Source organism: Blastomonas aquatica, from assembly GCF_014639875.1.
Lineage (GTDB): Bacteria > Pseudomonadota > Alphaproteobacteria > Sphingomonadales > Sphingomonadaceae > Blastomonas > Blastomonas aquatica.
In genome coordinates this window covers 704,328-730,482 of sequence record NZ_BMGD01000003.1, presented here as the reverse complement: position 1 = coordinate 730,482, position 26,155 = coordinate 704,328, and the positions used below count along the sequence as shown (strand labels likewise).

At 62.1% G+C, this 26,155-nt stretch carries 28 protein-coding genes, 3 tRNA genes and 1 other RNA gene; 13 read left to right on the top strand and 19 right to left on the bottom strand.

The window, feature by feature from the left end; translation table 11 throughout:
* Positions 1-26: 26 nt before the first annotated feature.
* The gene (locus IEW00_RS11315; RefSeq protein WP_188514465.1) at positions 27-317 is read right to left on the bottom strand and encodes a hypothetical protein; all 291 of its coding nucleotides are present in this window, start codon (positions 315-317) and stop codon (positions 27-29) included.
* Positions 318-381: 64 nt separating this feature from the next.
* On the opposite strand from IEW00_RS11315, the gene IEW00_RS11310 reads away from it, so the two are divergent.
* On the top strand, positions 382-690 hold the full coding sequence (locus IEW00_RS11310; RefSeq protein ID WP_308419331.1) for a YbjN domain-containing protein: 309 nt from the start codon (positions 382-384) through the stop codon (positions 688-690).
* A gap of 27 nt (positions 691-717) precedes the next feature.
* Here the strand turns inward: IEW00_RS11310 and IEW00_RS11305 are convergent, their stop codons facing one another.
* From IEW00_RS11305 to tkt, 7 genes are all read right to left on the bottom strand, one after another.
* Positions 718-1,536, bottom strand: coding sequence for an inositol monophosphatase family protein (locus IEW00_RS11305; RefSeq protein ID WP_188514463.1), 819 nt, complete (start codon positions 1,534-1,536; stop codon positions 718-720).
* A 14-nt stretch (positions 1,537-1,550) separates the two neighbouring features.
* Entirely contained in the window at positions 1,551-2,114 is a 564-nt protein-coding gene (gene efp, locus IEW00_RS11300) for an elongation factor P (RefSeq protein ID WP_188514462.1), read from the bottom strand.
* Between the two features lie 406 nt (positions 2,115-2,520).
* Positions 2,521-3,162: a thiamine phosphate synthase gene (gene thiE, locus IEW00_RS11295; RefSeq protein WP_188514461.1), complete on the bottom strand. Its 642-nt coding sequence runs from the start codon at positions 3,160-3,162 to the stop codon at positions 2,521-2,523.
* The gene (locus IEW00_RS11290; RefSeq protein ID WP_188514460.1) at positions 3,159-4,058 is read right to left on the bottom strand and encodes a fructose bisphosphate aldolase; all 900 of its coding nucleotides are present in this window, start codon (positions 4,056-4,058) and stop codon (positions 3,159-3,161) included. Before IEW00_RS11290 ends, thiE begins: the two co-directional genes overlap by 4 nt.
* Positions 4,059-4,109: 51 nt before the next feature.
* Positions 4,110-5,300, bottom strand: coding sequence for a phosphoglycerate kinase (locus tag IEW00_RS11285; RefSeq protein WP_188514459.1), 1,191 nt, complete (start codon positions 5,298-5,300; stop codon positions 4,110-4,112).
* Positions 5,301-5,329: 29 nt separating this feature from the next.
* The gene (gap, locus tag IEW00_RS11280) at positions 5,330-6,337 is read right to left on the bottom strand and encodes a type I glyceraldehyde-3-phosphate dehydrogenase (protein WP_188514458.1); all 1,008 of its coding nucleotides are present in this window, start codon (positions 6,335-6,337) and stop codon (positions 5,330-5,332) included.
* Positions 6,338-6,371: 34 nt separating this feature from the next.
* Positions 6,372-8,345, bottom strand: coding sequence for a transketolase (tkt, locus tag IEW00_RS11275; protein WP_188514457.1), 1,974 nt, complete (start codon positions 8,343-8,345; stop codon positions 6,372-6,374).
* 233 nt (positions 8,346-8,578) lie between these two features.
* Here tkt and IEW00_RS11270 point away from each other — a divergent pair, with 233 nt between their 5' ends.
* From IEW00_RS11270 to IEW00_RS11250, 5 genes are all read left to right on the top strand, one after another.
* Positions 8,579-8,749 (top strand): hypothetical protein, encoded by a 171-nt coding sequence (locus tag IEW00_RS11270; protein WP_188514456.1) that lies wholly within the window; start codon positions 8,579-8,581, stop codon positions 8,747-8,749.
* Positions 8,750-8,756: 7 nt separating this feature from the next.
* On the top strand, positions 8,757-9,131 hold the full coding sequence (zapA, locus tag IEW00_RS11265; RefSeq protein WP_188514455.1) for a cell division protein ZapA: 375 nt from the start codon (positions 8,757-8,759) through the stop codon (positions 9,129-9,131).
* Between the two features lie 7 nt (positions 9,132-9,138).
* A non-coding RNA gene (ssrS, locus tag IEW00_RS11260) (6S RNA) lies at positions 9,139-9,295 on the top strand.
* 86 nt (positions 9,296-9,381) lie between these two features.
* On the top strand, positions 9,382-9,975 hold the full coding sequence (locus tag IEW00_RS11255; RefSeq protein ID WP_188514454.1) for a 5-formyltetrahydrofolate cyclo-ligase: 594 nt from the start codon (positions 9,382-9,384) through the stop codon (positions 9,973-9,975).
* On the top strand, positions 9,972-10,181 hold the full coding sequence (locus tag IEW00_RS11250; RefSeq protein WP_188514453.1) for a DUF2842 domain-containing protein: 210 nt from the start codon (positions 9,972-9,974) through the stop codon (positions 10,179-10,181). Before IEW00_RS11255 ends, IEW00_RS11250 begins: the two co-directional genes overlap by 4 nt.
* Positions 10,182-10,285: 104 nt before the next feature.
* Here IEW00_RS11250 and IEW00_RS11245 read toward each other — a convergent pair.
* Both IEW00_RS11245 and IEW00_RS11240 read right to left on the bottom strand, forming a co-directional pair.
* Positions 10,286-10,362 (bottom strand) — tRNA-Asp (locus IEW00_RS11245).
* Positions 10,363-10,416: 54 nt separating this feature from the next.
* Positions 10,417-11,586, bottom strand: a complete 1,170-nt coding sequence (locus IEW00_RS11240; RefSeq protein WP_188514452.1) for an AI-2E family transporter — start codon at positions 11,584-11,586, stop codon at positions 10,417-10,419.
* 191 nt (positions 11,587-11,777) lie between these two features.
* On the opposite strand from IEW00_RS11240, the gene IEW00_RS11235 reads away from it, so the two are divergent.
* On the top strand, positions 11,778-12,242 hold the full coding sequence (locus tag IEW00_RS11235; RefSeq protein WP_188514451.1) for a hypothetical protein: 465 nt from the start codon (positions 11,778-11,780) through the stop codon (positions 12,240-12,242).
* A 122-nt stretch (positions 12,243-12,364) separates the two neighbouring features.
* Here IEW00_RS11235 and IEW00_RS11230 read toward each other — a convergent pair whose 3' ends face one another.
* The 4 genes from IEW00_RS11230 to thyA form a co-directional block, all read right to left on the bottom strand.
* Positions 12,365-13,645, bottom strand: a complete 1,281-nt coding sequence (locus tag IEW00_RS11230; RefSeq protein ID WP_188514450.1) for a dihydrolipoamide acetyltransferase family protein — start codon at positions 13,643-13,645, stop codon at positions 12,365-12,367.
* A 6-nt stretch (positions 13,646-13,651) separates the two neighbouring features.
* Positions 13,652-14,656, bottom strand: coding sequence for an alpha-ketoacid dehydrogenase subunit beta (locus tag IEW00_RS11225; protein ID WP_188514620.1), 1,005 nt, complete (start codon positions 14,654-14,656; stop codon positions 13,652-13,654).
* 65 nt (positions 14,657-14,721) lie between these two features.
* Entirely contained in the window at positions 14,722-15,996 is a 1,275-nt protein-coding gene (locus IEW00_RS11220; RefSeq protein WP_188514449.1) for a thiamine pyrophosphate-dependent enzyme, read from the bottom strand.
* A gap of 118 nt (positions 15,997-16,114) precedes the next feature.
* Entirely contained in the window at positions 16,115-17,080 is a 966-nt protein-coding gene (gene thyA, locus IEW00_RS11215) for a thymidylate synthase (RefSeq protein WP_188514448.1), read from the bottom strand.
* 143 nt (positions 17,081-17,223) lie between these two features.
* Between thyA and IEW00_RS11210 the strand changes: the two genes are divergently transcribed.
* Positions 17,224-17,300: transfer RNA gene (locus IEW00_RS11210), tRNA-Pro, on the top strand.
* Between the two features lie 35 nt (positions 17,301-17,335).
* Here IEW00_RS11210 and IEW00_RS11205 read toward each other — a convergent pair.
* From IEW00_RS11205 to rnhB, 4 genes are all read right to left on the bottom strand, one after another.
* Entirely contained in the window at positions 17,336-17,542 is a 207-nt protein-coding gene (locus tag IEW00_RS11205; protein ID WP_188514447.1) for a hypothetical protein, read from the bottom strand.
* A gap of 13 nt (positions 17,543-17,555) precedes the next feature.
* Positions 17,556-18,662: a dihydropteroate synthase gene (gene folP / locus IEW00_RS11200; RefSeq protein ID WP_188514446.1), complete on the bottom strand. Its 1,107-nt coding sequence runs from the start codon at positions 18,660-18,662 to the stop codon at positions 17,556-17,558.
* A gap of 5 nt (positions 18,663-18,667) precedes the next feature.
* Positions 18,668-19,798: a site-specific DNA-methyltransferase gene (locus IEW00_RS11195; protein ID WP_373282635.1), complete on the bottom strand. Its 1,131-nt coding sequence runs from the start codon at positions 19,796-19,798 to the stop codon at positions 18,668-18,670.
* Between the two features lie 241 nt (positions 19,799-20,039).
* Positions 20,040-20,606, bottom strand: coding sequence for a ribonuclease HII (gene rnhB, locus IEW00_RS11190; protein ID WP_229736985.1), 567 nt, complete (start codon positions 20,604-20,606; stop codon positions 20,040-20,042).
* A 170-nt stretch (positions 20,607-20,776) separates the two neighbouring features.
* Between rnhB and IEW00_RS11185 the strand changes: the two genes are divergently transcribed.
* From IEW00_RS11185 to IEW00_RS11165, 5 genes are all read left to right on the top strand, one after another.
* Entirely contained in the window at positions 20,777-21,976 is a 1,200-nt protein-coding gene (locus IEW00_RS11185) for a PQQ-dependent sugar dehydrogenase (protein ID WP_229736984.1), read from the top strand.
* A 99-nt stretch (positions 21,977-22,075) separates the two neighbouring features.
* The gene (locus tag IEW00_RS11180; RefSeq protein WP_188514443.1) at positions 22,076-23,524 is read left to right on the top strand and encodes a coniferyl aldehyde dehydrogenase; all 1,449 of its coding nucleotides are present in this window, start codon (positions 22,076-22,078) and stop codon (positions 23,522-23,524) included.
* 72 nt (positions 23,525-23,596) lie between these two features.
* A tRNA-Leu gene (locus IEW00_RS11175) sits at positions 23,597-23,680 on the top strand.
* A gap of 114 nt (positions 23,681-23,794) precedes the next feature.
* Positions 23,795-25,021, top strand: coding sequence for a bifunctional glutamate N-acetyltransferase/amino-acid acetyltransferase ArgJ (gene argJ, locus IEW00_RS11170; protein ID WP_188514442.1), 1,227 nt, complete (start codon positions 23,795-23,797; stop codon positions 25,019-25,021).
* A 5-nt stretch (positions 25,022-25,026) separates the two neighbouring features.
* Complete coding sequence (locus IEW00_RS11165) at positions 25,027-25,818, top strand: inositol monophosphatase family protein (RefSeq protein WP_188514618.1); 792 nt, start codon at positions 25,027-25,029, stop codon at positions 25,816-25,818.
* Here the strand turns inward: IEW00_RS11165 and trxA are convergent.
* On the bottom strand, positions 25,815-26,141 hold the full coding sequence (trxA, locus tag IEW00_RS11160; protein ID WP_188514441.1) for a thioredoxin TrxA: 327 nt from the start codon (positions 26,139-26,141) through the stop codon (positions 25,815-25,817). The genes IEW00_RS11165 and trxA overlap by 4 nt on opposite strands.
* Positions 26,142-26,155: the final 14 nt, after the last annotated feature.

Sequence of the window (26,155 nt, the reverse complement as noted above, 5' to 3'; positions counted from 1 at the left end):
GCTTGTGCGTGTTGCTTGCGCGGTCTTTAAGCCAGCAAGGCTGCTATCGCAAGCAGCATGACCCCCCTTTTTTGCAGCGATGCACAACCCACGAAAAACAGCAAATTGTTGCGCAAATCCGTCTCTTTGGGCACAATCTGCGAAGGCATACTCACACGCTGGTCAGACCACTCATCATTATAGACGTGGCAACCGGGAATCGGGATAATGCTAGGCGCAAAAGCAGTTGTTTTGGCTACGGCAGCAGCGCTGACCGTGTCTGCCGCGCCGTCGGCATCGGCACAAACTGTGTCCGCTACCAATCCTGATACGATCATAGCCATCCTGACCGCGCGGGGCCTGCCTAGCGAGTCAAAGCAGCTGGCAGGCGGCAATCGCTAAATCAAGAGCGCGTATGACAACATGCCGTTCCTGATCGCGCTGATGACCTTTAACGAGCACCTGGCCGACTGCAAGACGGTGCAATTCTATTTCGGGTTCAACGACCGGAAGGGCTTCAGCCTTGAAGAGCTGAACGAATGGAACCGTACCAGGCGATTTGTCCGCGTCTATCGCGACGAGCAGAGCGGTCCGGTGCTGGTGATCAATGTCGATACCGACAAGGGCGGCCTTCCGCAGGCGATGTTCGATGAGAACCTCGACGTCTGGCTCAATCAGATGCGGCAATATCGGCGATACATTACCGAATGATCGCGCGGACCTCGATCAGTCAAAGGTTCAGCGCAGCGCGCCAACCAGAAGCTTGTGTAGCCGCGAGTGCAGCGAGTCGTTGCCGGCAATCACCTGCTGGCGCTCCATCGGTTGGGCACCACCGCGATAATCGGTCACGAAGCCGCCCGCCTCACGCACCAGCAGAATGCCGGCAGCGACGTCCCAGGGCTTGAGACCGCTTTCCCAGAAGCCGTCGAACTTGCCGGCGGCAACCCACGCCATATCGAGCGAGGCTGCGCCGAACCGACGAATGCCGGCAACCTCAGGCGCGATCGCCCCGAAAATACGGGTCCATTCGGCCATGTCGCCATGTCCCAGGAACGGAATGCCGGTCGCGATCAGCGCCTCGTTGAGGCTGCGACGGCCCGACACCCGCAGACGCCGATCATGCAGCCATGCGCCGCGCGACTTTTCCGCCCAATAGCTTTCGTCGGTCACCGGCTGATAGATCAGCGATGCGCTGATCTCACCCCATCCCTTACCGTCCAGTGTCGGCTCCTGTACGGCGATCGAAATCGCGAAGTGGGGGATGCCATGGAGGAAGTTGCTGGTGCCATCGAGCGGATCGATTACGAAGCGCGGCTTGCCGGGGTCGGCCGGAATTTCCCCGCCTTCCTCGAGCAGGAAACCCCAGCCGGGACGCGCCTTGCTGAGTTCGTCATACAGGATACGCTCGGCGCGCTGATCGGCCTTGGAGACGAAGTCCGCAGGGCCCTTTTGCGAGACCTGAAGGTGCTCCACCTCGCCAAAGTCGCGGCGCAGACGGCCTCCGGCCTTGCGCGCGGCGCTTTCCATGACACGGATAATGGCTGAAATGGCAGGCATGAAAACGGGTCCGATCAATCCGCCTTGCGGACATATTCCTTGGCATAGACATCAACGACGATCCGCGTACCGCTGCTGATATGCGGCGGAACCATGACGCGTACGCCATTGTCGAGGATGGCTGGCTTGTAGCTGGAAGAGGCGGTCTGCCCCTTCACCACGGCGTCGGCTTCGACAATCGTGGCTTCGATATGATCGGGCAGTTGTACCGAGATCGGGCGTTCGTCATACATTTCGAGCGTGACCTGCATTCCGTCCTGCAGGAAGGCGGCTTCATCACCCAGCAGCTTGGCCGCGATGGTGATCTGTTCGAAATTTTCTTCGTCCATGAACACGAACGACTCGCCATCGGCGAACAGGAACTGGAAGTCCTTGGTGTCCAGACGAACCTTCTCGACCGTATCCTGGCTACGATAGCGGATGTTGGTCTTGCGGCCATCTTCGAGGTTCTTCATCTCGACCTGCATGAAGGCACCGCCCTTGCCGGGCTGAGTATGCTGGATCTTGCCGACCTTCCAGATGCCACCTTCATGTTCCAGAATATTGCCGGGGCGAATATCGACACCGCTGATCTTCATGCGAGGGCTCGTTTCCATTAGATTTCAGGGAATGGACAGGCGCTCTAGGGGCAAGGGCGCGCGATGGCAAGGGGTTTGGAGAGATGGGGTATCTTGTTCGGTGCCCGGCTATCGCCTAGCGCCGACGGCGCAAAGCCACACCCGCGTTGCCCCCACAATGGCTGTTTCTTACTATCTTGCAGGCCACATATTCAGTAAATGATAACCATCGGCAAAAGCTGCTATGAAGCGCCCGAAACCGGATTACATCAATATGCCCTTGTTCAGCATTAAAACCCCCGCAGCGGGCATTTTCGGCAAGTCTCGCAACCAGGTCGATGCGGACCATTCCGGGCGCGGCGAGGCATTGCCGGGGGTTGAGGAATTCGAGGCCGACTTCGTCAGCTACCTCAGCCGTCTGGATGGATCAGCCGATGTCAGTGCCGGTGTCCTTGCCCAGAAGCGCAAAGAACTTTCGCACGGCTAAAGCCGGCCCCTCGGGGTGGTTCCACACCCCGCCCGACACAGCGATAAAATCCGTACCTGTCGCAATGATCTGCGCAGCGTTATCCAGTGTGATACCGCCGATGGCAACGCAGGGCGGCTCCATCATCGATGACCACCATTCCAGAATCTCCGGCTCGGCCGTGATCTTGGCGTCCTTGGTGCTGCTTGGGAAGAAGGCGCCGAACGCGACATAATCCGCGCCCATCTCGCCTGCTTCCAGCGCCAGATGGCGGCTGTTGTGGCAGGTCACGCCGATCTGCGCATCCTTGCCCAGTTCCTCGCGCGCCTCGCGCGGGTCGCCATCCCCCTGCCCTAGATGCACGCCGTCCGCGCCCAGCCTTTTGGCGAGCGCGACGTCATCGTTGACGATGAACGCGCAATCATGCTCGCGGCAGATTTCGAGCAGCGGCGCGGCAAGCCTTGCCGCCTCGTGCTGGTCGATATCCTTCACGCGGAACTGGAACGCCGCCACCGGGCCTGCCTCCAGCGCCGAGCGCAGCCGGTCAGGAAAATCCCCGCCGACATCGAGCGGGGAGATCAGGTAAAGCTCGCAGCCGGTCAAGCGATCGACGCCTTGTGAATTTCATCGATCGCGCCGCCCAATGAGGCGTCGAACTCTTCGTCGCTCATCTGGTGCTTGAGATCGTTGAGCAGAGCGCGCGAGAAGCTGGCGATGACGCCCGGGTTCTTGGCCAGTTCGACGCAGGCATCGGTGCGGCTGAAGCCACCCGACAATGCAACCACGCGGATGACCGCAGGGTGCGCGACCAGATCGGCGAACCGACCGGCCTTGGCGGGCAACGACAGCTTGAGCATCACGCGACGGCCCTCGGGCAGCGCGCCCAGCGCCTTCATCGTCTCCGCGAGCAGAATTTCATCGCACTGGCCGCGCGTCTCGCTCTTGATATTCACTTCGGGCTCGATGATCGGGATTAGGCCGTGGTCGAGGATTTCGCCTGCCACTGCAAACTGCTGCTGGACGATCGCGGCGATGCCCGTTTGCGAGGCGGAGGAAATCACCGAACGCATCTTGGTGCCGAACACGCCCTTGGCCTTGGCGCGGTCGAGCAGGTCTCCCAAGCCACCGATCGGCTTCATCATCTGCACGCCGTCGGCTTCGTCTTCAAGGCCCTTGTCGACCTTGAGGAACGGCACCACGCCGCGTTCCCACAGCAATGCAGGTACGCTCTTGCCTCCCGCTTCGCCATCCATGGTGCGCTCGAACAGGATCGCACCGATTACCTTGTCGCCGTTGAAGCAAGGAGAGGTCACGATGCGACTGCGCATGCCATGGATCAGCGCGAACATTTCCTCTTCGCTGCCCCATGCAGCGTCCTCGATGCCGTAGCCCTTGAGCGCCTTAGGGGTCGAACCACCGCTTTGGTCGAGCGCAGCGATGAAGCCTGCGCCGGTCTCGATCTGGGCGAACATCTTGTCGAAGGTTGCGGTGTCGGTCATGTGAGTTCCCTTGAGGTCTGTGCCAGGCTTATGGTTGAAACTGGATGCGTGTCAGGCCTCGAGCGCTTTGACGCCGGGCAGGACCTTGCCTTCCATCCATTCCAGGAAAGCGCCGCCCGCAGTTGAAACAAAAGAGAAATCATCTGCAACGCCAGCATGATTGAGCGCAGCCACGGTATCCCCGCCACCTGCGACCGACACCAGCGTTCCTTCGCGCGTCAATGCAGCCGCCGTGCGCGCCAGCGCGACCGTGGCAGTGTCGAACGGAGGATATTCGAACGCACCGAGCGGGCCGTTCCAGACCAAAGTGCGACAGGTCTTGAGCACATCGGACAGCGCCTCGACCGCCGACGCACCAATATCAAGAATCATCTCGTCGGCTGCGACCTCGTGGACGTTGGCAGTGTGGCACGGAACGTTTGCGCCGAATTCCTTCGCCACCACGACATCGTAAGGAAGATGCACAATGCAATTGGCCTTGTCGGCAGCATCAAGGATGGCGTTGGCGGTGTCAGCCAGATCATGCTCGCACAGCGACTTACCAACATCGACGCCGCGCGCGGCCAGAAAGGTATTGGCCATGCCGCCACCGATGATCAGATGATCGACCTTGCCGACCAGGTGCGTCAGGACATCAAGCTTGGTCGATACCTTAGCGCCACCGACGACAGCCGCGACCGGATGCTCGGGCTTGCCTAGGGCCGCCTCGAGCGCCTTGAGCTCTGCTTCCATCGCGCGGCCCGCAAACGCCGGCAGCAGATGCGCCAGACCTTCGGTGGTCACGTGCGCGCGATGCGCAGCGGAAAAGGCATCGTTGACGTAGAAGTCGCCCAGACTTGCTATCTGCTTGGTCAGCACCGGGTCGTTCTTTTCCTCGCCGGGATAGTAACGGCTGTTTTCCAGCACCGTGATGCTACCCGGTTCGAGCACATCGATCGCATGCCGGTCGGGCGACGCCAGAAAGCCGACATGCCGTCCCATCACTTCGCCCAGCGCTTCGGCGATCGGCCGCAGCGTGAATTCCGGATCGACCTTGCCGTTGGGGCGGCCGAAATGCGCCAGCACCAGCACCTTGGCGCCATGATCGGCGAGTTCGGCAAGTGTCGGCATCGCCGAACGAAGCCGGGTATCGTCGGATACCTGGCCTTCGTGGATGGGCACGTTCAGATCTTCGCGGACCAGAACCGGCTTGCCCGCCAACCCATGACGGTCGGAAATCAGATCATCAAGGGTCTTGAACATACCGGTCTTTCTGGAGTTGCTGGTGACGATCAGACCAGGCCTGCCATCACGCCTGCGGTATCGACCATGCGGTTGGAGAAGCCCCACTCGTTGTCGTACCAGCTGATCACGCGGACCAACTTGCCATCAATAACCGAGGTTTCCAAGCTGTCGATGGTCGAGCTGGCAGGATCATGGTTGAAGTCGATCGAAACCAAAGGCTCGTCGGTAAAGGCCAGCACGCCCTTGAGCGCGCCTTCGGACGCGGCCTTGAGCGCGGCGTTGATTTCCTCGACACTGGTGTCACGACCCGGGGTGAAGGTGAGGTCGACCAGGCTGACATTGGCGGTCGGAACGCGGATCGCCGAACCATCAAGCTTGCCCTTGAGCTCGGGCAGCACCAAACCCACCGCGCGCGCGGCACCAGTGGTGGTGGGGATCATCGACATCGCAGCAGCACGCGCTCGGCGCATGTCGCTGTGAATCTGGTCGAGGATCTTCTGGTCGTTGGTATAGCTGTGCACGGTGGTCATCAGGCCGCGTTCGATACCGACGAGATCGTTCAGCACCTTGGCCATCGGCGCAAGGCAGTTGGTGGTGCAGCTGGCGTTCGACACGACCAGGTCGTCTGCGGTCAGCACGTCATGATTGACGCCGAACACGATGGTCTTGTCCGCGCCACCAGCAGGCGCCGAGATCAGAACGCGCTTGGCACCTGCGGTCAGGTGGGCGCTGGCCTTTTCCTTGTCGGCAAAGAAGCCGGTGCATTCCAGTGCAATATCGACGCCCATTTCGCCATGCGGCAGCTTGGCGGGGTCGCGCTCCGAGGTCACCTTGATCGCCTTGCCATTGACGACAATGGTATCGCCGACGGCTTCGACGGTGCCAGGGAAAGGTCCATGCACGCTGTCGCGTTTGAACAGCAGGGCGTTCGACTTGGCATCGGCCAGGTCGTTGATCGCGACCAGTTCAAGGTCGTGGTCGGTCCGCTCGAGCAGCGCGCGCGCCACCAGGCGGCCGATACGACCAAAACCATTGATTGCAACCTTGACTGCCATCGGAAATTCTCCTGCGATAATTCAGTAAAAAGGTTCAGCCCTGAGCCAGTGCGGTGCGCACAACGGGGGCGATCTTGTCTGCGGTCAACCCGAAATGGTCGAACAAAGCATCAATCGGTGCCGAAGCGCCAAAGCTGTCGATGCCGAAGCTAAGACCATCGGGGCCGACATAGCGTTCCCAACCAAAAGTGACCCCTGCTTCCATCGAGACCTTGAGGACGTCGGCGGGCAGCAATTCCGACCGGTAGCTTTGCGGCTGCGCATCGAACAGCGACCAGCACGGCATCGACACGACGTCGGCACCAATCCCGGCGGCCTCGAGTGCCTCGGCGACCGACAGTGCCAGTGACACTTCCGATCCCGTACCGATCAACACCACCTGCCGCTTGTTGCCGGACGACTTGATCCGATAAGCACCGCGACCACACTGATTTCCTTCGGCTTCCACGCGGCGGAACTGCGGCAGGTTCTGGCGAGTCAGCGCGAGCACCGTCGGGGTGTCCTTGGCCTGCAGCGCCAGTTCCCAGCACTCGGCGGTTTCCACCGCGTCGCCTGGCCGGAAGGTCAGCAGGTTGGGCATCATCCGCAGGCTCATGACATGCTCGACCGGCTGATGGGTCGGGCCGTCTTCGCCCAGGCCGATGCTGTCATGCGTCATCACATAGACGACCCGCTGACGCTGCAGCGCCGACAAGCGGATCGCGGCGCGGCAATAATCGGAGAATACCAGGAAGGTGCCGCCATAGGGGATGACGCCGCCGTGCAACGCCATGCCGTTCATCGCCGCGGCCATGCCGAACTCGCGGATGCCGTAATTGACATAGCGTCCGCCGTAACTGCCAGCGCTCATCACTCCAAGACCCGCAGTCTTGGTGTTGTTCGATCCGGTCAGATCCGCCGACCCGCCAACTGTTTCGGGCAGGCGCGGGTTGATCGCCTCGAGCGCGAGCTCGGATGCCTTGCGGGTTGCGACCTTCTGCGGCTCGGCCAGCAGGCCGGCGATGTGCTGCGACAGGCCAAATCCCTGCGGCAGATCACCCGCCATCCGGCGCTTGAGCTCGGCAGCCTTGTCCGACGCGGCCAGGCGCGCTGCCCATGCAGCGTGGGTCTCGGCACTGCGGCGCCCGAATGCGGCCCAGGCATCGCGGATGTCCTGCGGAACATCGAACGGCGCATGCTTCCAGCCGAGAGCAGCGCGCGCGGCATCAACTTCGGCGGTGCCCAGCGGCGAACCATGGGTGGCCGAGGTGCCCTGCTTATTGGGCGAACCCTTGCCGATGATCGTGGCGCACGCAATCAGCGAGGGGCGCGGGTCGGCAATTGCTGCATCCATGGCAGCACGGATCGATGCAGCATCATGTCCGTCGCAATCGACGACATGCCAACCAGATGCAGTGTGGCGCGCACGGATGTCTTCGCTGGTCGACAGATCGGTCGCGCCGTCGATGGTGATGCGATTGTCGTCCCACAGAACATTGAGGTGGCCAAGCTTGAGGTGCCCGGCAAGCCCTACGGCCTCGTGGTTGATGCCTTCCATCAGGCAACCATCGCCCGCGACCACCCAGGTGCGGTGGTTGATCAGGTCATCGCCAAACTCGGCATTTAGATGCCGCTCGGCCATCGCCATGCCGACCGCCATCGCCAGACCCTGGCCCAGCGGGCCGGTGGTGCATTCGACGCCCGGGAGCTCGAAATTCTCAGGGTGGCCGGCGCACGGGCTGTGCAGCTGCCGGAAATTGCGGATGTCCTCGATCGTCGGACGGGCATAGCCCGTCAGGTGCAGCGCTGAATAGATCAGCATCGATCCATGGCCTGCCGACAATACGAACCGGTCGCGATCGGCCCAGTCGGGCGCCGATGCATCGTATTTCAGATACTCGCCGAACAAGACGGTGGCGACATCAGCCATTCCCATCGGCATGCCGGGGTGACCGCTGTTGGCGGCCTGAACGGCGTCCATCGACAGTGCCCGGACGGCATTGGCGAGATCTTCAAAAACCACTGACATCGCCTGTAACATCTCCACACAGAACATCGAACAGCGCCGTAATCGCGTCGCACCGCAAAAGCTCGAGGTTCCACAAGCGCGCGACGAGTCGGCTTTGGCGTCACCCTTTGGTGTCCATGTTGCACCGCGTCAAGTTCTGCAAACCCGGCGTCGGCGCAATTTATTGCGTTTGTCACAATTGGTGTTAAGGTCATTTCATGGCAAATGAACGACTTATCCTTGCTATTGGACAGATGGAGCGAGCTTTGACACGGCTGGAAACAGCGCAGGCTCAGCGTGACGGGGATGCCAGCCTCGGCGTCAGTCAAGATGGAAGCGATCTTGCCGAGCGGCATGCCCGATTGAAGGTAGCAGCAGCGCAGGCGCTTACCGGGCTTGACGCACTGCTGGCCGGAAAGGAATAGCATCGCGATGCCAGACATGCGCCTTTCGATCGCTGGCCGCATCTACAACGTCACCTGCCAGCCGGGTGAAGAGCAGCATCTCGCCCGGTTGGGTGCGATGCTCGATGCCGCCGGACGCAAAGCGGGCGCTTCTGGCGGCCTGACCGAGACCCGCGCACTGCTTTTTGCCGGACTGCTGCTCGCCGACGAACTCGCCGAAGCCCAGGACCGCGAGGCCGAGATCCTGGCAACCAACGAAGCGCCTCCCGAGCCGATCGAAGGCCAGGGCGATTGGCTTGGACAGGATGAGGCCATCGATCAGGCCGCCCTGGCGATCGAGCAGTTGGCCCACCGGATCGAGAATCTGGCAGAAGGCCTTGAGAAGCGGGCCAATCAGTCCTAAATCAATGTCGGGACTGCCTGGTACGAGCTGCAGCGAACATCCCTGAGGCGATACATCTATCAAGGGAGCTGTCCCTGCCCTGGCTCCGGCCAACGGTACACGGCGCCCACCTGACGTTACTGGCGTCAGAGGATATTCCAGCAAACGGCCAAGGCGGTTCCAACCATGGCCTGTACAATTCCCGGACATTCTAGTGTGTCCGGCTTTTGTATAGTGTGCCCGGATTTCGGATTTTGGACAGATCGTTTCAGTGACCGGCGTGATCAGCATCAAGCGTGAACTGCGGCGGACCATGCGGGCTGCACGGCTGGCTCACTGGCAGGCGTTGCCCAACTCGCACCGCGCACTGATCTTCGGCCGCCCTCCCCGCATCATCCTGCCGCTGATCGATGCTGCCGAAACGGTTGGCCTGTATCATGCCGTGCCCGGCGAAGTTCCGACCGCGAACTATGCCGCGCACATGCTCGACATGGGCAAGATGATCGCGCTGCCATGGACGGCTTCACCCGAAGGGCCGATGACCTTCAGGCTTTGGACGGGGTCGGAACAAACGCTCGAGAAAGGCCCCTGGGGGCCTCAGCCGCACAGGGCAATGCCCGAGGTGGCACCCGATGCGCTGTTCATGCCGCTGATCGCCTTCGATGCCGCGCTCAACCGGCTGGGCCAGGGCGGCGGACATTATGATGGCTGGTGCGCCAAACACCCTGCCGCGCGCCGCATTGGTTTGGGGTGGACGGTGCAACAGGTCGACGCAGTGCCGTGCGAAGACCATGACATGCCGCTTGATGCGGTGATCACCGAGCAGCAAGTTCTGCTGCCGGTCAACAAAAGAGCAATTTCATGAAGCCGACCCTGCGCAAGCCTGTGGGCATTCTCGCCATCCTTGCGATTATCACCATCTGGGCCGTGATCGTTGCGAGCTTTTCAAGCGTGATCGGCGATTGGCACATTGCGGTGCAATCGGTAATTTATTGCATCGCAGGAATCGTCTGGATCCTGCCAATGCGGCCGCTGATGATCTGGATGGAAACCGGTCGCTGGAGCGCCTGAGAAAGGGGCAACCAATCGCACATGGTGACGCCTCGTAGCGCTCATTCCGGGAAGTTTCCAACACGTGCGAGTGACCATTTTTCCGGAGCTGAACTCCAGTCCAATGGCGCGAGTGACGGGGCTCGAACCCGCGACCTCCGGCGTGACAGGCCGGCGCTCTAACCAACTGAGCTACACCCGCATCGTGTTGGAGCGCGGCTGATATAAGCGACCTGCCAACCTGTCAACACGTGATTCAAATTTTCCCGCGAACAGGCGATAAAGGTTCGGTGGGCGCGGTTTCCCCCTCTCGCGGGTGACGCGTGAGCGTCCCGGATTCGAAAAGAAAGCCCGCGATGTCCGGTTTGCCCGCAGCTGCAACCACGGTCTGGATGATGATCAGCAGCGGAACCGCCAGCAATGCGCCGGTGGTGCCCCACACCCACGCCCAATAGCTCAGCGACACGAGAATCAGCAGCGGGTTCATCGTCAAACGGCGGCCCAGCACGGCCGGCGTGATCAGGTTGGCCTCGACCAGATGAAACACGACCTGGACACTGGCGGGAATCAGTGCGGTCCATAGATCGCCAAAGCTCATCAGACCCCCCAGCGCGAGCAGTATCGCCGCAAGCACGGGCCCCAGATAGGGCACGAAGTTGAGCAGCGCGACGATGCCACCCCACATCGCGGGAGACTCCATGCCCAGCATCCACACCACCACGCCGACCGAAAGGCCGAGCAGCAGGTTGATCAGCGTGATGGTGGTCAGATACGCCGACGTCGCCGACACCACGTTCTGGATCACCCGTGCGGTCGCCATGGCACCGGTGAAGCTTCCCCGGCTGCTGATCGCGTTTTCGCGCAGCTTGGTCCATCCGGCAAGGAAGAAGAAGATCAGCAGCACGACGAATGCCATCTGCAGCGCCACGCCGGGGGCCGCGCTGGCAAACAGGTCAAGCAGCGATTCGGGCGATGCCACCGCAGCGTTCTGTGCCTTCACCATCGATCCCGACACCAACCGGGTGGTATCATCAACGAACTTCTGCAGATCGGAGTAGAGATCGATCAATGGCCCCAGATTTTCCATGATCTTGGGGATGCGATCGGGCAGCAGCAGGAACCAGTCCGCCGCCGGGACCACGATCACCGCGAGCGCGCCGTTGGCAATAACCAGAAACAGCACCAGGCACAAAAAGGCCGCCGCCATCGACGGCAGCCCCCGCCGCTCCATCCATTCGAGTGCAGGAACCAGTGCGATCGACAGCACGATCGCAACAGCGAGCGGCAGGAAGAACTCCGCCCCGGCGCGCATCGCGAACGGAAAGGCGAGGAACAGCGCGACACCCGCGATCAGCGCAAGCGCGGCCAGCAGCCGGTCACGGCGCAGTTCGTCGGGCAAAATGGGATCTGATGGCGGTAGAGACATAAATGGTGATGCCCTCGGCCCGCAAACCGGGCTGTACCGGGTATATCTGCACCGATTGCCACACACAATCCAGCGACATCGAAGGCCCTGATGCCTCAAAAACCCTGAGACTTGTTAACCATATGTTCGCTGCTGGCGCCTAATCATCGCTCAAGCCGGATACAGTCGGCAGGGGCAAATCGGGGTAGATAATGCTGCGCACCACAATCGCGCTGCTCGCCATGGTGGCGCCGGTCGCGGCGTTCGCATCGGGCGATGTTCGGACAAAATCATCCATCTTCGTCGAAAAGATCGACCCGCAGGGCAGCGGCGCGCGGCGCGTGCGGCTTGAGCCTGCCCGCCAGGTAAGCCCAGGCGAGCGGCTGATCTATGTCGTCGAGTATCGCAATGTCGGCAAACGCCCGGTACAGGGCTTTACCGTCACCAACCCCCTTCCCCGCACAGTACGCCTCGACGAGACCGTCGATGGCAGCGAAATGGTGTCGATCGATGGCGGTCGCAGCTGGGGGCTGTTGCCGGACCTCAGGGTGTCGCTCGGCGATGGCAGCTGGCGCCCCGCCAACCCCGATGATGTCACCCATCTGCGCTGGCAGGTCGGCGACCGGCTGATGCAGGGTGAAACCCGCCGGGTGACGTTCCGCGCCATCGTGCGGTGAAAACCTAGGGTCAAATGACCCCCGTCATTCCCGCGAACGCGGGAATCCCGCTTCAGCGACCGCCGAGCAAAAGCGGGACCCCCGCCTTCGCGGGGATGACGATTATCTAGCGAACCTCATCTTCAATCCGCGAAAATGTAGATCGGCGTCTCGATCCGGCGCTTGAGCGCCTGGACGAAGCTGGCCGCATCATAGCCATCGACCACGCGGTGATCGCACGAGATCGACAGGTTCATCATCTTGCGGATGACGACCTGGCCATCGACCACCATCGGGCGCTCGACGATCTTGTTGGGGCCGATGATCGCGACTTCGGGCCGGTTGATCACCGGCGTCGTCGCGATCCCGCCGAGCGGGCCAAGCGAGGTCAGCGTCAACGTCGAACCGGACAGCTCCTCGCTCTTTGCCTTGCCGCTGCGCGCCGCATCGGCGAGGCGCGCGATCTCGCTCGCCATATCCCAGACGCTCAAGCATTCGGCGCCGCGCAGCACCGGTACCATTAACCCGGCATCGGTCTGCGTCGCGATGCCCAAATGCACCGCGCCCGAGCGCGTGACCACATTGGCCTCGTCATCGTAGCGCGCATTGAGCATCGGATAGTCGCGCAGCGTCTTGCAGATAGCCGCGATCAGGATCGGCAGCGCGGTCAGCTTCGGGCGATCCCCGCGGCCTGCGTTCATCTGGCTGCGCATGTCCTCCATCGCCGTCACGTCGATTTCCTCGACATAAGTGAAGTGCGGGATGTTGCGCTTCGATTCGGCCATGTTCTGCGCGATTCGCTTGCGCATGCCGATCACGCGGATTTCTTCATCCGCAGCCCGGCCAGGACCCGACCGGGTACCGCCATAGTTCAGATAGGCGTCGAGATCGGCATGACGGATGCGCGTGCCCTCGGTGGGCCGAACCTTGGCCAGATCGATCCCCAGATCGCGCGCACGCTGGCGGACGACGGGCGATGCCAGCACTTTGGCACTGCCATGCGCTGGCGTCGGAGCTGGCGCCGCTGCTGCCTTAGGCGCTGCAGGCGCAGGCGCGGGCGTCGCAACCACAGCGGCAGACTCTTCAACCGGCGGCGCCTTGGGCGTTTCCACCTCGATCGTCTCGGGCTTCGGCTGGGGTGCAGTCTCTGTCACCGGCTCGGCGCCGGCATCGCTGCTCTCGCCTTCGATCTCGATCTCGACCAGCATCGATCCGATCGCGATGACATCGCCCTCGACGCCTGCCACCTTGGTAACGGTGCCAGACACCGGCGATTCCATCTCGACGGTCGCCTTGTCAGTCATCATGTCGGCGATGCGGCTGTCTTCCTCGATCCGGTCACCGATCTTGACGTGCATCGCCACGATTTCCGCTTCGGCAATGCCTTCGCCGATGTCAGGCAGGTTGAAGGTAAAAGTTGCCATGGCGGGTCAGTCCTTCATGATCTTGGCAATGGCGCGACCGATGCGGATCGGGCCAGGGAAATACGCCCATTCCAGGCTGTGCGGGTATGGGGTGTCGAAACCGGTGACTCGCTCGACCGGGGCTTCGAGGTGATAGAAGCAGCGCTCCTGCACCAAAGCGGAGAGTTCCGCGCCGAAACCGCTGGTCCGGGTCGCCTCGTGCACGATAAGGCAACGCCCGGTCTTCTTGACCGAGGCCTCGATCGTCTCGATATCGAGCGGCAGCAGCGTGCGCAGATCGATTACCTCAGCATCGACGCCGTTGGCCTCGACCACCGCCTGCGCGACGTGCACCATCGTGCCATATGCGAGAATGGTCAACGCTTCGCCCGCGCGCACGATGTTCGCCTTGCCCAATGGGATGCGATAGTGACCGGTCGGCACCTTCGACGCCGCATGCTTCGACCACGGCTCGACCGGGCGATCATAATAGCCGGTGAACGGGCCGTTATAGATCCGCTTGGGCTCGAAGAAGATGACCGGGTCGTTGTCCTCGATCGCCGAGATCAGCAGCCCCTTGGCGTCATAGGGTGTCGAGGGAATTACCGTCTTGAGGCCCGAGACATGCGTGAACAGGCTCTCGGGGCTCTGGCTGTGCGTCTGACCACCGAAGATGCCGCCGCCAAAAGGCGAGCGCACCGTGATCGGCGCGATGAACTCGCCCGCCGAGCGATAGCGCAGCCGCGCCGCTTCAGAGATCAACTGGTCGATGCCGGGGTAGATATAGTCGGCAAACTGGATTTCGGGCACCGGACGCAGGCCATAGGCCCCCATGCCGACCGCGACGCCGACGATACCGCATTCGCTGATCGGGGTGTCGAACACCCGGGTCTTGCCGTGCTTGGCCTGCAGCCCTGCGGTGCAGCGGAAGACGCCGCCGAAATAGCCGACATCCTCGCCCATGATCACGACATCGGGGTCGCGGTCCATCATGACGTCCATGGCGCTGTTGATCGCCTCGATCATGTTCATCGTCTTGGTCGCCGTTTGATCAGCGGCGCCTTCGTTGGTCGCTTCGGACGTTGCGTAATCCTGCATCACTTCGGCCATTTTGCGGCCCTTTCTTCCAGCGCCTGCGCCATCTGCTCCTGCAGATGCCAGGGAAGTTCCTCGAAAACGTCCTCGAACATCGTTTCGAACGGCTGGTGCATGCCATGGCCGAGCACGCCGTTCTTCTCGGCTTCCTTCGTCGCGGCCTTCACCATCTCGGCCAGCTCAAGATCCATTGCGGCGTGCCGCTCGTCGTCCCAGATGCCCAGCGCGATGCAATGCTGCTTGAGGCGATGGATCGGATCACCCAGCGGCCATTCGGCGCTTTCCTGCGCGCTGCGATAGGCGCTTGGATCGTCCGAGGTGCTGTGCCCTTCGGCGCGATAGGTGAAGTGCTCGATCAGCGTCGGGCCCTTGTTGGAGCGCGCCCGCTCGGCCGCCCATTGCGTCGCGGCATAGACCGCCAGCGCATCATTGCCATCGACCCGAAGTCCGGCGATGCCATAGCCGATCGCGCGCGCGGCAAAGGTCGTCCGCTCGGCCCCGGCAAAGCCTGAAAAGCTCGAGATCGCCCACTGGTTGTTGACGACGTTGAGAATGGTCGGCGCGTTGTAAACTGACGCGAAGGTCATCGCGCTGTGGAAGTCGCCTTCTGCGGTCGACCCTTCCCCGCACCAGCAGCTGGCGATCCGTGTATCGCCCTTGATCGCGCTCGCCATCGCCCAGCCCACCGCCTGCGGATATTGCGTCGCGAGGTTGCCCGAGATGGTGAAGAAGCTGAGTTCCGGCACCGAATACATGATCGGCAGCTGGCGACCCTTCAATTTGTCTCCGCGGTTCGAATAGATCTGGTTGATCATCTCGGTGAGCGCATAACCACGCCACATCAGGATGCCCTGCTGGCGATAGCTCGGGAACACCATGTCATCGCCCTGCATCGCAGCGGCAGCGGCGACCGACGTCGCCTCCTCGCCGGTGCACTTCATATAGAAGCTGGTCTTGCCCTGCCGCTGCGCGCGATACAACCGCTCGTCGAATGCGCGGGTCAGCGCCATCGTGCGCAGCATCTTGAGCAGGGTTTCGTGCGGAAGCCGGGGATCCCAGGCCCCGACAGCGCGGTGCTCATCGTCGAGCACGCGCACCAGCCCGAACGACAGATCGCGCATGTCATGCGGAGACACCGCCTCGTCGGGCCGCGCCATGCTGTCAGCGGCAGGAACGATCACATCGCTGAAATCGACAGGGTCGCCAGGGCGCGAACGCGGTTCGGGAACGTGAAGCGCAAGCGGCTGCAGGTTCGATCTCAAAGGACCATCGGCCATCAAAAATCCTCTCGGGTCTGTGCTGGGTCAGCCGGCAGGGCTCTTGCTGGCCTTTCGACTAATTGCACCGTCGAGACATATTATTTCAGGATTTCCGATAGGTCAATAGTGCTGCCCTTCACACTGCGACGGGCGCCGAGATATGGGGCTGCGGGGCGTAATCACGCACCAAGAAATCGTCGATCGCATATTCGAAAATACTCGCCGGACGATTCGCGATCTCAAGCTTCGGCGCACCGTTCGGCTCACGCGCCAACTGGGTTTCGACCAGATCGCGGTGGTTGAGATACAGATGCACATCGCCGCCGTTCCAGATCAGCTCCCCCGGCTGCAGATCGCACTGTTGCGCCAGCATCCGGATGATGAGCGCGGCGGAAAAGATGTTGAACGGCACGCCGAGCGCCAGATCGCAGGACCTTTGATACAAAAGCCCGGTCAGCTTCCCGTCGGCAACGAAGAACTGGTAGGTCTTGTGACACGGTGGCAGCGCCATCTGGTCGAGCTCGGCGACATTCCAGCCCTCGAAGATATGGCGGCGTGAGCCGGGATTATTACGCAGGCTTTCGACCAGTTCGGCGATCTGGTTGATCCCTTGCGGGCGCTTGCGGAACAGCCCCTCACCCGCCGGTTCATAGACCGGCCAATTGACCCATTGCTTGCCATAGACCGGGCCGAGATCGCCCCACCGCGCGGCGAATTCGGCATCTGCGATGATCCGCGCTTCGAACGCATCGCGGTCGATCGCCTCACCCGTGGCCTTGCGATAGCTGTCGAGCGGCCAGTCGGTCCAGATGTGCACCCCCTGCGCCACCAGCGCGCGAATGTTTGTGTCGCCAGTGAGGAACCACAGCATCTCGCGCGCCGCTGCCTTCCAGTACACCCGCTTGGTGGTGAGCAGCGGGATCGCATTGTCCGAAAGATCGAACCGCATCGTCGCGCCGAACAGCGAGCGCGTGCCGACTCCGGTGCGATCCGCGCGTTCGTGACCTGTGGTCCAGATCTGCCGCAAAAGATCAAGATACTGCCACTCGAAATGGCGCGGCTGCGCGCGATGCTCTGCGCGACTCTGCAATGCTGTGTCCATGGACGGCGGTCTAGCATGCAGCAAAACGGCTTGCCATTGCGGCGGCCATGAAAACGCAAAATGCTGGCTTGCATGGGGCCCGCACCGTGGCTATAGGCACGCCCCTGCCTCCCAGGCGCCGCAAGGCATCATGAAGTCTGGGTCGGGGAGTAGCTCAGCCTGGTAGAGCACTGTCTTCGGGAGGCAGGGGCCGGAGGTTCGAATCCTCTCTCCCCGACCATTTATTTTTCAGCATTATTGGTCGAACGGCGGCGGTCAGTCTGTCGGAAATTCCGCTTGGTCCACCAGCGCGTTGCCACCTTCGGTCGGGATCGACCAGATCACGACATTGCCGATCATCACCGCAGCCAGGATCAGCATCAGCACCGGCTGCTTGCGCTGGCCGCGACGGAGCAGAAAAATGGCCCCGGCGATGAGCGCCATCGCGGTAAGCATGGCGAGCGAGAGAACGAAGCTGGTCATGACCGCCGGTGTGTCAGCCCAGACCCGGCATCGTCAAGGCGGCATCGCGCAATCCGCGCCATACGCGCGCCGCCTGCACAGTTTCGGGGACATCGTGGACGCGGACGATCTGCGCACCCGCCCCGATCGCACTCAGCGCCAATGCCAACGATCCGCCGAGCCGAGCATCGACCGGAGCCTCGTTGGACAAGGCACCGATCATACGCTTGCGGCTCGCGCCGAACAGGATCGGCTGGCCCAGTGCATGAAACAACGGCAACGCGTTGATCAGCGCAAGGTTATCTGCGAGACATTTGCCGAAGCCGATGCCCGGATCGATCATGATCCGGTCACGCGCGACACCTGCCGCGATCACGGCAGCGATGCGCGCCTCGAGCCAGTCGAACACATCGGTCACGACATTGCCGTAGCCGGGGCCGGTGTGCGGGTTCTGCCCCTGCGATGGCGCATGCATCAGCACCACCGGGCATCCGGCCTGCGCCACGACATCGAGCGCGCGGCTATCGAACAGCAGTGCCGAGACATCGTTGACGATATGCGCGCCTGCCTCGAGCGCCGCCTCCATCACCGAGGCCTTGCGGGTATCGACCGAAAGGATCGCGCCGCTGTGCGCCAGCGCGCTGATTGCGGGAACGACGCGGGCGATCTCGTCGCCCTCCCACACCACAGGCGCATCGGGCCGGGTGGATTCGCCGCCGATATCAATCAGCGATGCCCCTGCGGTCAGCATGGCAAAGCCGGCGTCGGCCGCGCTCGCGGGGTCGTCGGTAAAGCGACCGCCATCGGAAAAACTGTCGGGGGTGACGTTCAATATGCCCATCACCTGCGGCTGGTCGAACCGCAGCATCCGCTCGCCCAGCGCCAGCGGCGCATGTTGGCGCGACAGGTTGGCAAACTGGACGCGGGCTCTTTCGGCCTGATCGTCCGGCAGCGTTTCGAGCGCATCGACAAAGCCATCGACCGGGACGATCCGCCGTGCGGTCAGCCTGCCAGCGTCATAGGTCTCGATCGCCAGCAAATGACACCAGACCAGGCTGCTGCCCAGCCGGATGGTCGCCCCGGCAAACGTCTGCGGGCTTTCGGCCAGCCCCACCGGGCGGACATAGACTTTGCCGGACATGCGCCTCAGGGCTCGGTGGCGAGCAGATAGGTCTGCCGCAGATGATCGATGGGCTTGAGGCCGTCCTTGGTTTCGATATGCCAGTAGGTCCAGCCGTTGCACGACGGCGCGTTTTGCAACTCGGCACCGATCTTGTGGATCGAACCGGTCAAGTCCCCGGTGAGCAGCGAGCCATCGGCGCGCACCGTCGCGCGGTGCTTGTGCGCCTTGTCGGTGAGCACGGCGCCAACCTGGATATACCCAGTTTCGACCAAGGTGCCGAAGGCGACGCGGGGCTGGCTCTTGGGCGACTGCATCGTCTTCAAGCCCGATTCATCGAGCGGCAGCGCGGCAGCGATGCGCTCTTCGGCCACATCGATATAGGTGGCGTCACGTTCGCAGCCGATCCATTCGCGGCCCAGACGCTTGGCGACTGCGCCGGTGGTGCCAGTGCCGAAGAAGGGATCGAGCACGACGTCGCCCGGATTGGTGCAGGCGAGCAGGATGCGATACAGCAACGCCTCGGGCTTCTGCGTCGGGTGCGCCTTGGTTCCGCCGCGCTTCAACCGCTCCTGGCCGCCGCAGATCGGGATCACCCAGTCCGAGCGCATCTGCAATTCGTCGTTCAAAGTCTTCATCGCGCGATAGTTGAAGGTGTACTTCGACTTCTCGTCGCGCGACGCCCAGATCAGCGTTTCGTGCGCGTTGGTAAACCGCGTGCCGCGGAAATTGGGCATCGGATTGGCCTTGCGCCAAACGATGTCGTTGAGGATCCAGAAGCCCAGGTCCTGCAACGTCGCGCCGACGCGGAAGATGTTGTGATAGCTGCCGATCACCCACATCGAACCATCGGGCTTTAAGATGCGCTGCGCCTCGGTCATCCATTCGCGGGTGAACCGGTCATAAGCGGCGAAGGTGTCGAACTTGTCCCAGTCGTTGTCGACCGCATCGACACGGCCACCCTCAGGACGGAACAGATCGCCGCCCAGCTGCAGGTTGTACGGCGGGTCGGCAAAGATCATGTCGATCGATCCGGTGGGAAGCTTGCGCATTTCCTCGATGCAATCGCCGCGCAATATCTGGCCCAGTGGCAGTTCTGGCCGGACCATCGGCTTGGCGCGTGCGGGCGCCTTGGCCTTCCGCAACACTGGCGCCATCATTTCGCCGACCTGAACCATTTTCAACCCCCCATTTGACCCTGAACAGGGGCCTGCATGAGTCCTTGGCGACCATCGGTCAAGGTCAAAACCCTAAGGTTTCCCGGTGTTAAAATGGTTAACGCAGCTCAAAAAACAGAGAACACAATGAGTCCAAATCCAGATGTTGAGTCTTGTTAACCAGTCGAGACTCAACGCCTAGTGGTGTGACTCGAAGGACTCGGGCTGCAAAAAAATTGCATTACAGCAGCGCGGCCTGCGCCACCGGAGCAAAGCTTCGACGGTGTAGGCCGCAAGGGCCATGCTCGCGCAACGCGGCGAGATGCTCTGCGGTGCCATAACCCATGTTGCGCTCCCAGCCATAATGCGGGTGCTGGGCGGCGGCAGCCCGCATCATCCGGTCGCGCTCCTGCTTGGCGATGATCGAGGCTGCCGAGATGCACGGATGCAGCGCATCGCCCTTGACGATCGCCTGTGCCCTGTAGCGCCAACGGGGCAGCCGGTTGCCATCGACCAGAACCTCGCCTGGGTCTGACCCCAGCGCCTCGACCGCACGGGTCATCGCCAGCATGGTCGCCTGCAGGATGTTGATGGCATCGATCTCCTCGACACTCGCGATCCCGATGCCGAACACGCAATGCGCGCGGATTTCCGCCTCCAGCCGCGCGCGTTTTGCAGCGCTCAGCACCTTGCTGTCGGCAAGGCCCACGATCCCGTCGGGGCACAGGATGACTGCAGCGGCTACCACAGGTCCCGCCAGCGGCCCCCTGCCCGCTTCATCAACCCCCGCAACCGACGGAAAGGGCATCGAAGATCGAAGCGATTTAGGCAAAGTACGGGAACCGGATTGGGTCATCGTGCGTCTTTGCCGTAAGGCCCTTGCGTTCGCAAGCAGCGCCACCCCATCAAGCGGACCGATCCACCAAGAAGGTCCCGAATCGTTTGCAATCTGCCACCCGGATAGCGATGATCAAAATCATGAAAAATGGAGATAACCTGATGCACCGACTGACCCTGAGCGCAGCGCTGCCGCTCATCCTGATTGCGTGCACCAGCAGCGAGGAAGCCGTGGCCAATGGCGACGCGGCGAACGAAGTCGCGGCAATCTCGCCTGTGGACCGTCCGCCCTTCGAAACAGCAAGCATTGCCACTTTTGATGAGCCTTGGGCGATGACCTTCCTTCCCGATGGCCGCGCGCTGGTCACCGAGAAGAAAGGTGTTCTCAAGCTCGTGACCTTTGGCGCCGACGGCAAGCCTGCGATGGTTGACGTGACCGGCACTCCGGATGTCGCTTATGGTGGCCAGGGCGGCCTTGGAGATGTCGTGCTTTCGCCCGACTTCACCAACGACGGCTATGTCTATCTCAGCTTCGCCGAAAAGGGTGAAGGCGATACCAGCGGCGCTGCGGTTGCGCGCGCCAAGATGGTGATGGCTGCCGATGGCAACGCTAGCCTGACTGACATGCAGGTTATCTGGCGGCAGGAGCCCAAGGTCAGCGGCAAGGGCCATTACGGCCACCGAATTGCCTTCGGTCCCGATGGCATGATGTACATCTCGTCGGGCGAGCGGCAGAAGTTCGATCCTGCGCAGGACCTTGACCAGAACCTGGGCAAGATCATCCGTCTGACGCCGACCGGAGGTATCCCTTCGGACAATCCGATGTACGATCAGGGCCGCATCAAGGCGCAGATCTGGTCTTATGGCCATCGCAATCCGCTGGGCCTGGCTTTCGATAGCGCAGGCAATCTGTGGAACTCGGAAATGGGCCCCAAGGGCGGCGACGAACTCAACCTGGTCAAGCGCAACGCCAATTATGGCTACCCCAAGGTTTCGAACGGCGTTCATTACGACGGACGTGACATTCCCGATCATTCCCCCGAAGACGGTTTTGTGCCGCCCAAGGTGTTCTGGACCCCGGTGATTTCGCCCAGCAGCCTGATGATCTATACCGGGGACATGTTTCCCGCGTGGAAGAACAGCGCCTTCATCGGTGCACTGAGCGGTCAGGCGCTGGTTCGCGTAAAGCTTGATGGCGAGAATGCTGCAATGGCCGACAATTTCACCATGGAAGGCCGTATCCGCGAGGTCGAGCAAGGACCGGATGGTGCGATCTGGGTGCTGGAAGATGGCGCTCGTGGCTCGAAGGGGCGACTGCTCAAGCTGACGCCGACAAAATAAGGCGCGTTCGGGCACGTGCGCTCTTTGCCGAATGCCATTTGAGTACGCAACCGATCACGCCATTCGTGGCAAAACGACAACGATACCGGGAGATGATAAATGGCGACCAAGACCGACGCCCCCTTGCAGGCTGACCATCTCAGCGACGTTCTTGACCGGCAAAAGGCTGCGTTTCTGGCAGAGCTTCCCGTGCCGATGTCGGTCCGCAAGGACCGGATCAAGCGTATCATGAAGCTGGTGCATGACAATGCCGATGCTCTGGTCGCCGCGATGAGCGAGGATTTCGGTCATCGCAGCGCCGACCAGTCCAAGATGACCGACATTGTCAGCGTGCTCAATTGCGGGCGCCATGCGCTCAAGCATATGGACAATTGGGCCAAGTCGGAACGGCGCCCTGTTCAATTTCCGCTCGGCATCCTGGGTGCCCGTGCGCGCGTTGAATATCAGCCGCTGGGCGTGGTCGGCATCATCGCGCCGTGGAACTTCCCGATTCAGCTGTGCCTGACCCCTGCCATCGGAGCATTGGCTGCCGGCAACCGGGTGATGATCAAGAACAGCGAATTTACCGAAAATACATCGAACCTGCTCGCCGAGCTTGGCCCCCAGTTTTTCGACGCCAGCGAAGTCGCATTTTTCACTGGCGGCCCTGATGTGGGCAAGGCGTTTTCGGAACTGCCGTTCAACCATCTGCTGTTTACCGGCGCGACCAGTGTCGGCCACCACATCATGCGCGCCGCCGCAAATAACCTTGTGCCGGTCACTCTGGAGCTCGGCGGGAAGTCGCCTGCGATTATTGGTCGCGGGGCGGACAAGGCCAGGGCCGCGCAGCGTGTCACCATGGGCAAGATGCTCAATGCCGGACAGATCTGCATCGCGCCCGATTACCTCTATGTGCCGCGCGAGGACGAGAGCGAGATCATCGACAATATCAAGCAGTCGGCAAGCACCTTGTACCCGACGCTGCTGACTAACGATGATTACACCGCGGTGGTCAACGAGCGGCATCATGAGCGCCTTAGCGGCTATCTCGACGACGCGCGCGAGAAAGGCGCAGAGGTGATCGAGGTCAATCCTGCAGGCGAGGATTTCAAGTCCGCCAACAGCCGCAAGATGCCGCTGCACATCCTGCGCAACGTCACCGACGACATGAAGGTGATGCAGGACGAGATTTTCGGTCCGATCCTGCCGATCAAGACCTATTCGACCGTCGATGAGGCAATCGACTACGTCAACGGGCGCGACCGTCCTTTGGCGCTGTATTATTTCGGCGAAGACGCAGCCGAGGCGAAGAAGGTCACCGATCGCACCGTGTCGGGTGGCGTGACGCTCAACGACACGATCTTTCATGTCGCGATGGAAGACCTGCCGTTTGGTGGTGTCGGCCCCTCGGGCATGGGCGCGTATCACGGGCTCGATGGCTTCCGTACCTTCAGCCATGCCAAATCGATCTACAGCCAGCCGCGGATCGATGTCGCCAAGCTCGCTGGCTTCCTGCCGCCTTACGGCAACGCGACCAAGAAGGCGATCGAGCGCGACTTGAAGCTTTGATTGCAAAGCCTATCAGCGGCAGCTTTTGCGGGTTGCAGGAATTTTCCGACCCGTTATAGGCTGCCGCTCTTGGCGGGCGTGGTGGAATGGTAGACGCGCCGGACTCAAAATCCGGTTCCGCAAGGAGTGTGGGTTCGAGTCCCACCGCCCGCACCAAGAGCTTGATTTATTCAGATCCAGATACCACCCGCCGGTCATCGGGGCAAAACGCTTGCGTGCACCGAAAACGGGTTTAGTGCCGGGCGCAGTGTTCGCTATCTGGATTACACCATGTCCCATACCGTTTCGCCGCTCGCGCTCCCCTTCCCCGAACTTCCGGCGATTGCCGGAGTGATGCCCCGTGTCGCGCGCGCGCGCTACAAGGCGTGGGATCGGTGTGACCTGAGCTTTGTCGAGCTGGCGCCCGGCACGTCGGTCGCAGGCGTCACCACCACCAGCAAGTGCCCCTCGCCCGAAGTCGAATGGTGCCGCAGCGCGCTGTCGCTGGGCAGCGCCCGCGCACTGGTCGTCAGCGCGGGCAACGCCAATGCGTTCACCGGCGGCAAGGGCCGCGCTGCCGTGCAGATGGTCGTCGACACGGTCTCGGCACAGCTGGCCTGTTCCGCACATGAAGTGTTCGTCTCCGCAACCGGCGTGATCGGCGTTCCCCTGCCGCAGGACAAGGCCCGTGCCGGTCTCGAGGCTGCGTTCGCAGCGTCACCCTGCAGCTGGCGCGACCTGACCGACGCGATCGGTACCACCGACACCTTTGCCAAGGCCGCGACCACCAGCGCGATGATCGGCGACCATCGTGTCGATCTGGTCGGCGTGATCAAGGGATCGGGCATGATCGCGCCGGACATGGCAACGATGCTCGGCTATATCTTCACCGATGCCAGCATCGCGCCTGCGCTGCTCCAGCAAATGCTGAGCGCGGCTAACCGCACCACCTTCAGCTGCATCACCGTCGACAGCGACACCTCGACCAGCGACACCGTGCTCGCCTTCGCCACCGGCCAGGCCGATCACCCCCGGCTGGAGACGATGGACAGCATTGGCACGGATGCGTTTGCCGCGGCGCTCGCCGATCTGTGCCGCCAGCTTGCGCATCTGGTGGTCCGCGATGGCGAGGGTGCGACCAAGTTCATCGAAGTGCGCGTCACCGGCGCGGCATCCGACGACAGCGCGCACCGGATCGCGCTCAGCATTGCCAACTCGCCGCTGGTGAAGACCGCGATCGCAGGTGAGGACGCCAACTGGGGCCGTGTCGTGATGGCGGTCGGCAAGGCCGGCGAACCTGCTGAACGCGACTTGCTGTCGATCCGCTTCGGCGGGGTCGAGGTCGCAGCCCAGGGCGTCGTGGTCGAAGGCTATGACGAGGCCCCGGTTGCTGCCCATCTCAGGGGACAGGATATTCTGGTCGAGGCTGATCTCGGGATCGGCAAGGGTCGCGCCACGGTGTGGAGCTGTGACCTCACCCACGGCTACATCTCGATCAACGCCGATTACCGGAGCTGATGGAAATGCACACGCTCTATACGCCCGTCGCCGACCTGATCCGCACTGTCGCGCGCGATGTCGTGCTGCACCATTATCAGCAGCTGTCGTCAGCGCAGATCAGCGAAAAGACGCCCGGCGATCTGGTGACAGTCGCAGACAAGGAAAGCGAGCGGCGGTTGAGTGCGGGTCTGGCGGCGATCCTGCCCGATGCCAGCATTGTCGGCGAGGAGGGGGTCGAGGCCAACCCGGCATTGATCGAACGCGTCAATGACAGCGTCGCGTGGATCATCGACCCGATCGACGGCACCCATAACTATGCGCACGGGCGCCCGCCATTCGGCATCCTGATCGCTTTGATCGAAGGCGGCGAGACAGTGGCAGGCTGGATTTACGATCCGCTGGCCAATCGCATGTGCCACGCGGTGCGTGGCGGAGGCGCGTTCATCAACGATGCACCGGTGACCGCGCGCGAGAGCGGCGAGCCGCTGCCCGTTGCGGCGATCTCGACCTTGTTCATCGAGGAACCACGCCGCAGCGCGATCACCCGCGCATCCGAAGGCAGGTTTCGACTTGTCGACATTCCCCGCTGTGCAGCCGAGCAATATCCCCGGCTGGTGCTGGGCCAGAACGACGTGACGCTGTTCGAGCGCACGCTCCCCTGGGACCATGCCGCAGGTGTGTTGTTTGTCGAGGAGGCCGGCGGCAAGGCCGCGCGGCTCGACGGATCGCGCTATCTGCCCGGCGACCGCCGCACTGGAATGATCGCCGCCGCCTCACCCCGGTTGTGGGATGAGGCGGCGGCGATATTGGGTTAAGCGGGAAGTGCGCCTTCCAGCCAGCTCTTGAGCGCGCTCTTGGGAGCGGCGCCGACCTTGGTCTCCACGATCTGGCCATTGTGGAACAGGATCATGGTGGGGATTCCGCGCACGCCGTATTTGGCGGGTGCATCAGGGTTGTCGTCGATATTGATCTTGGCGATGGTGACCTGGCCCGCCAGCTCTTCGCTGATCTCTTCGAGAGCGGGGCCGATCATCTTGCAGGGGCCGCACCATTCGGCCCAGAAATCGACCAGAACGGGCTTGTCGGATTTCAGCACATCGGCATCGAAGCTTGCATCGCTGATTGCAGTGGTGGCCATCGGGGGTAACTCCT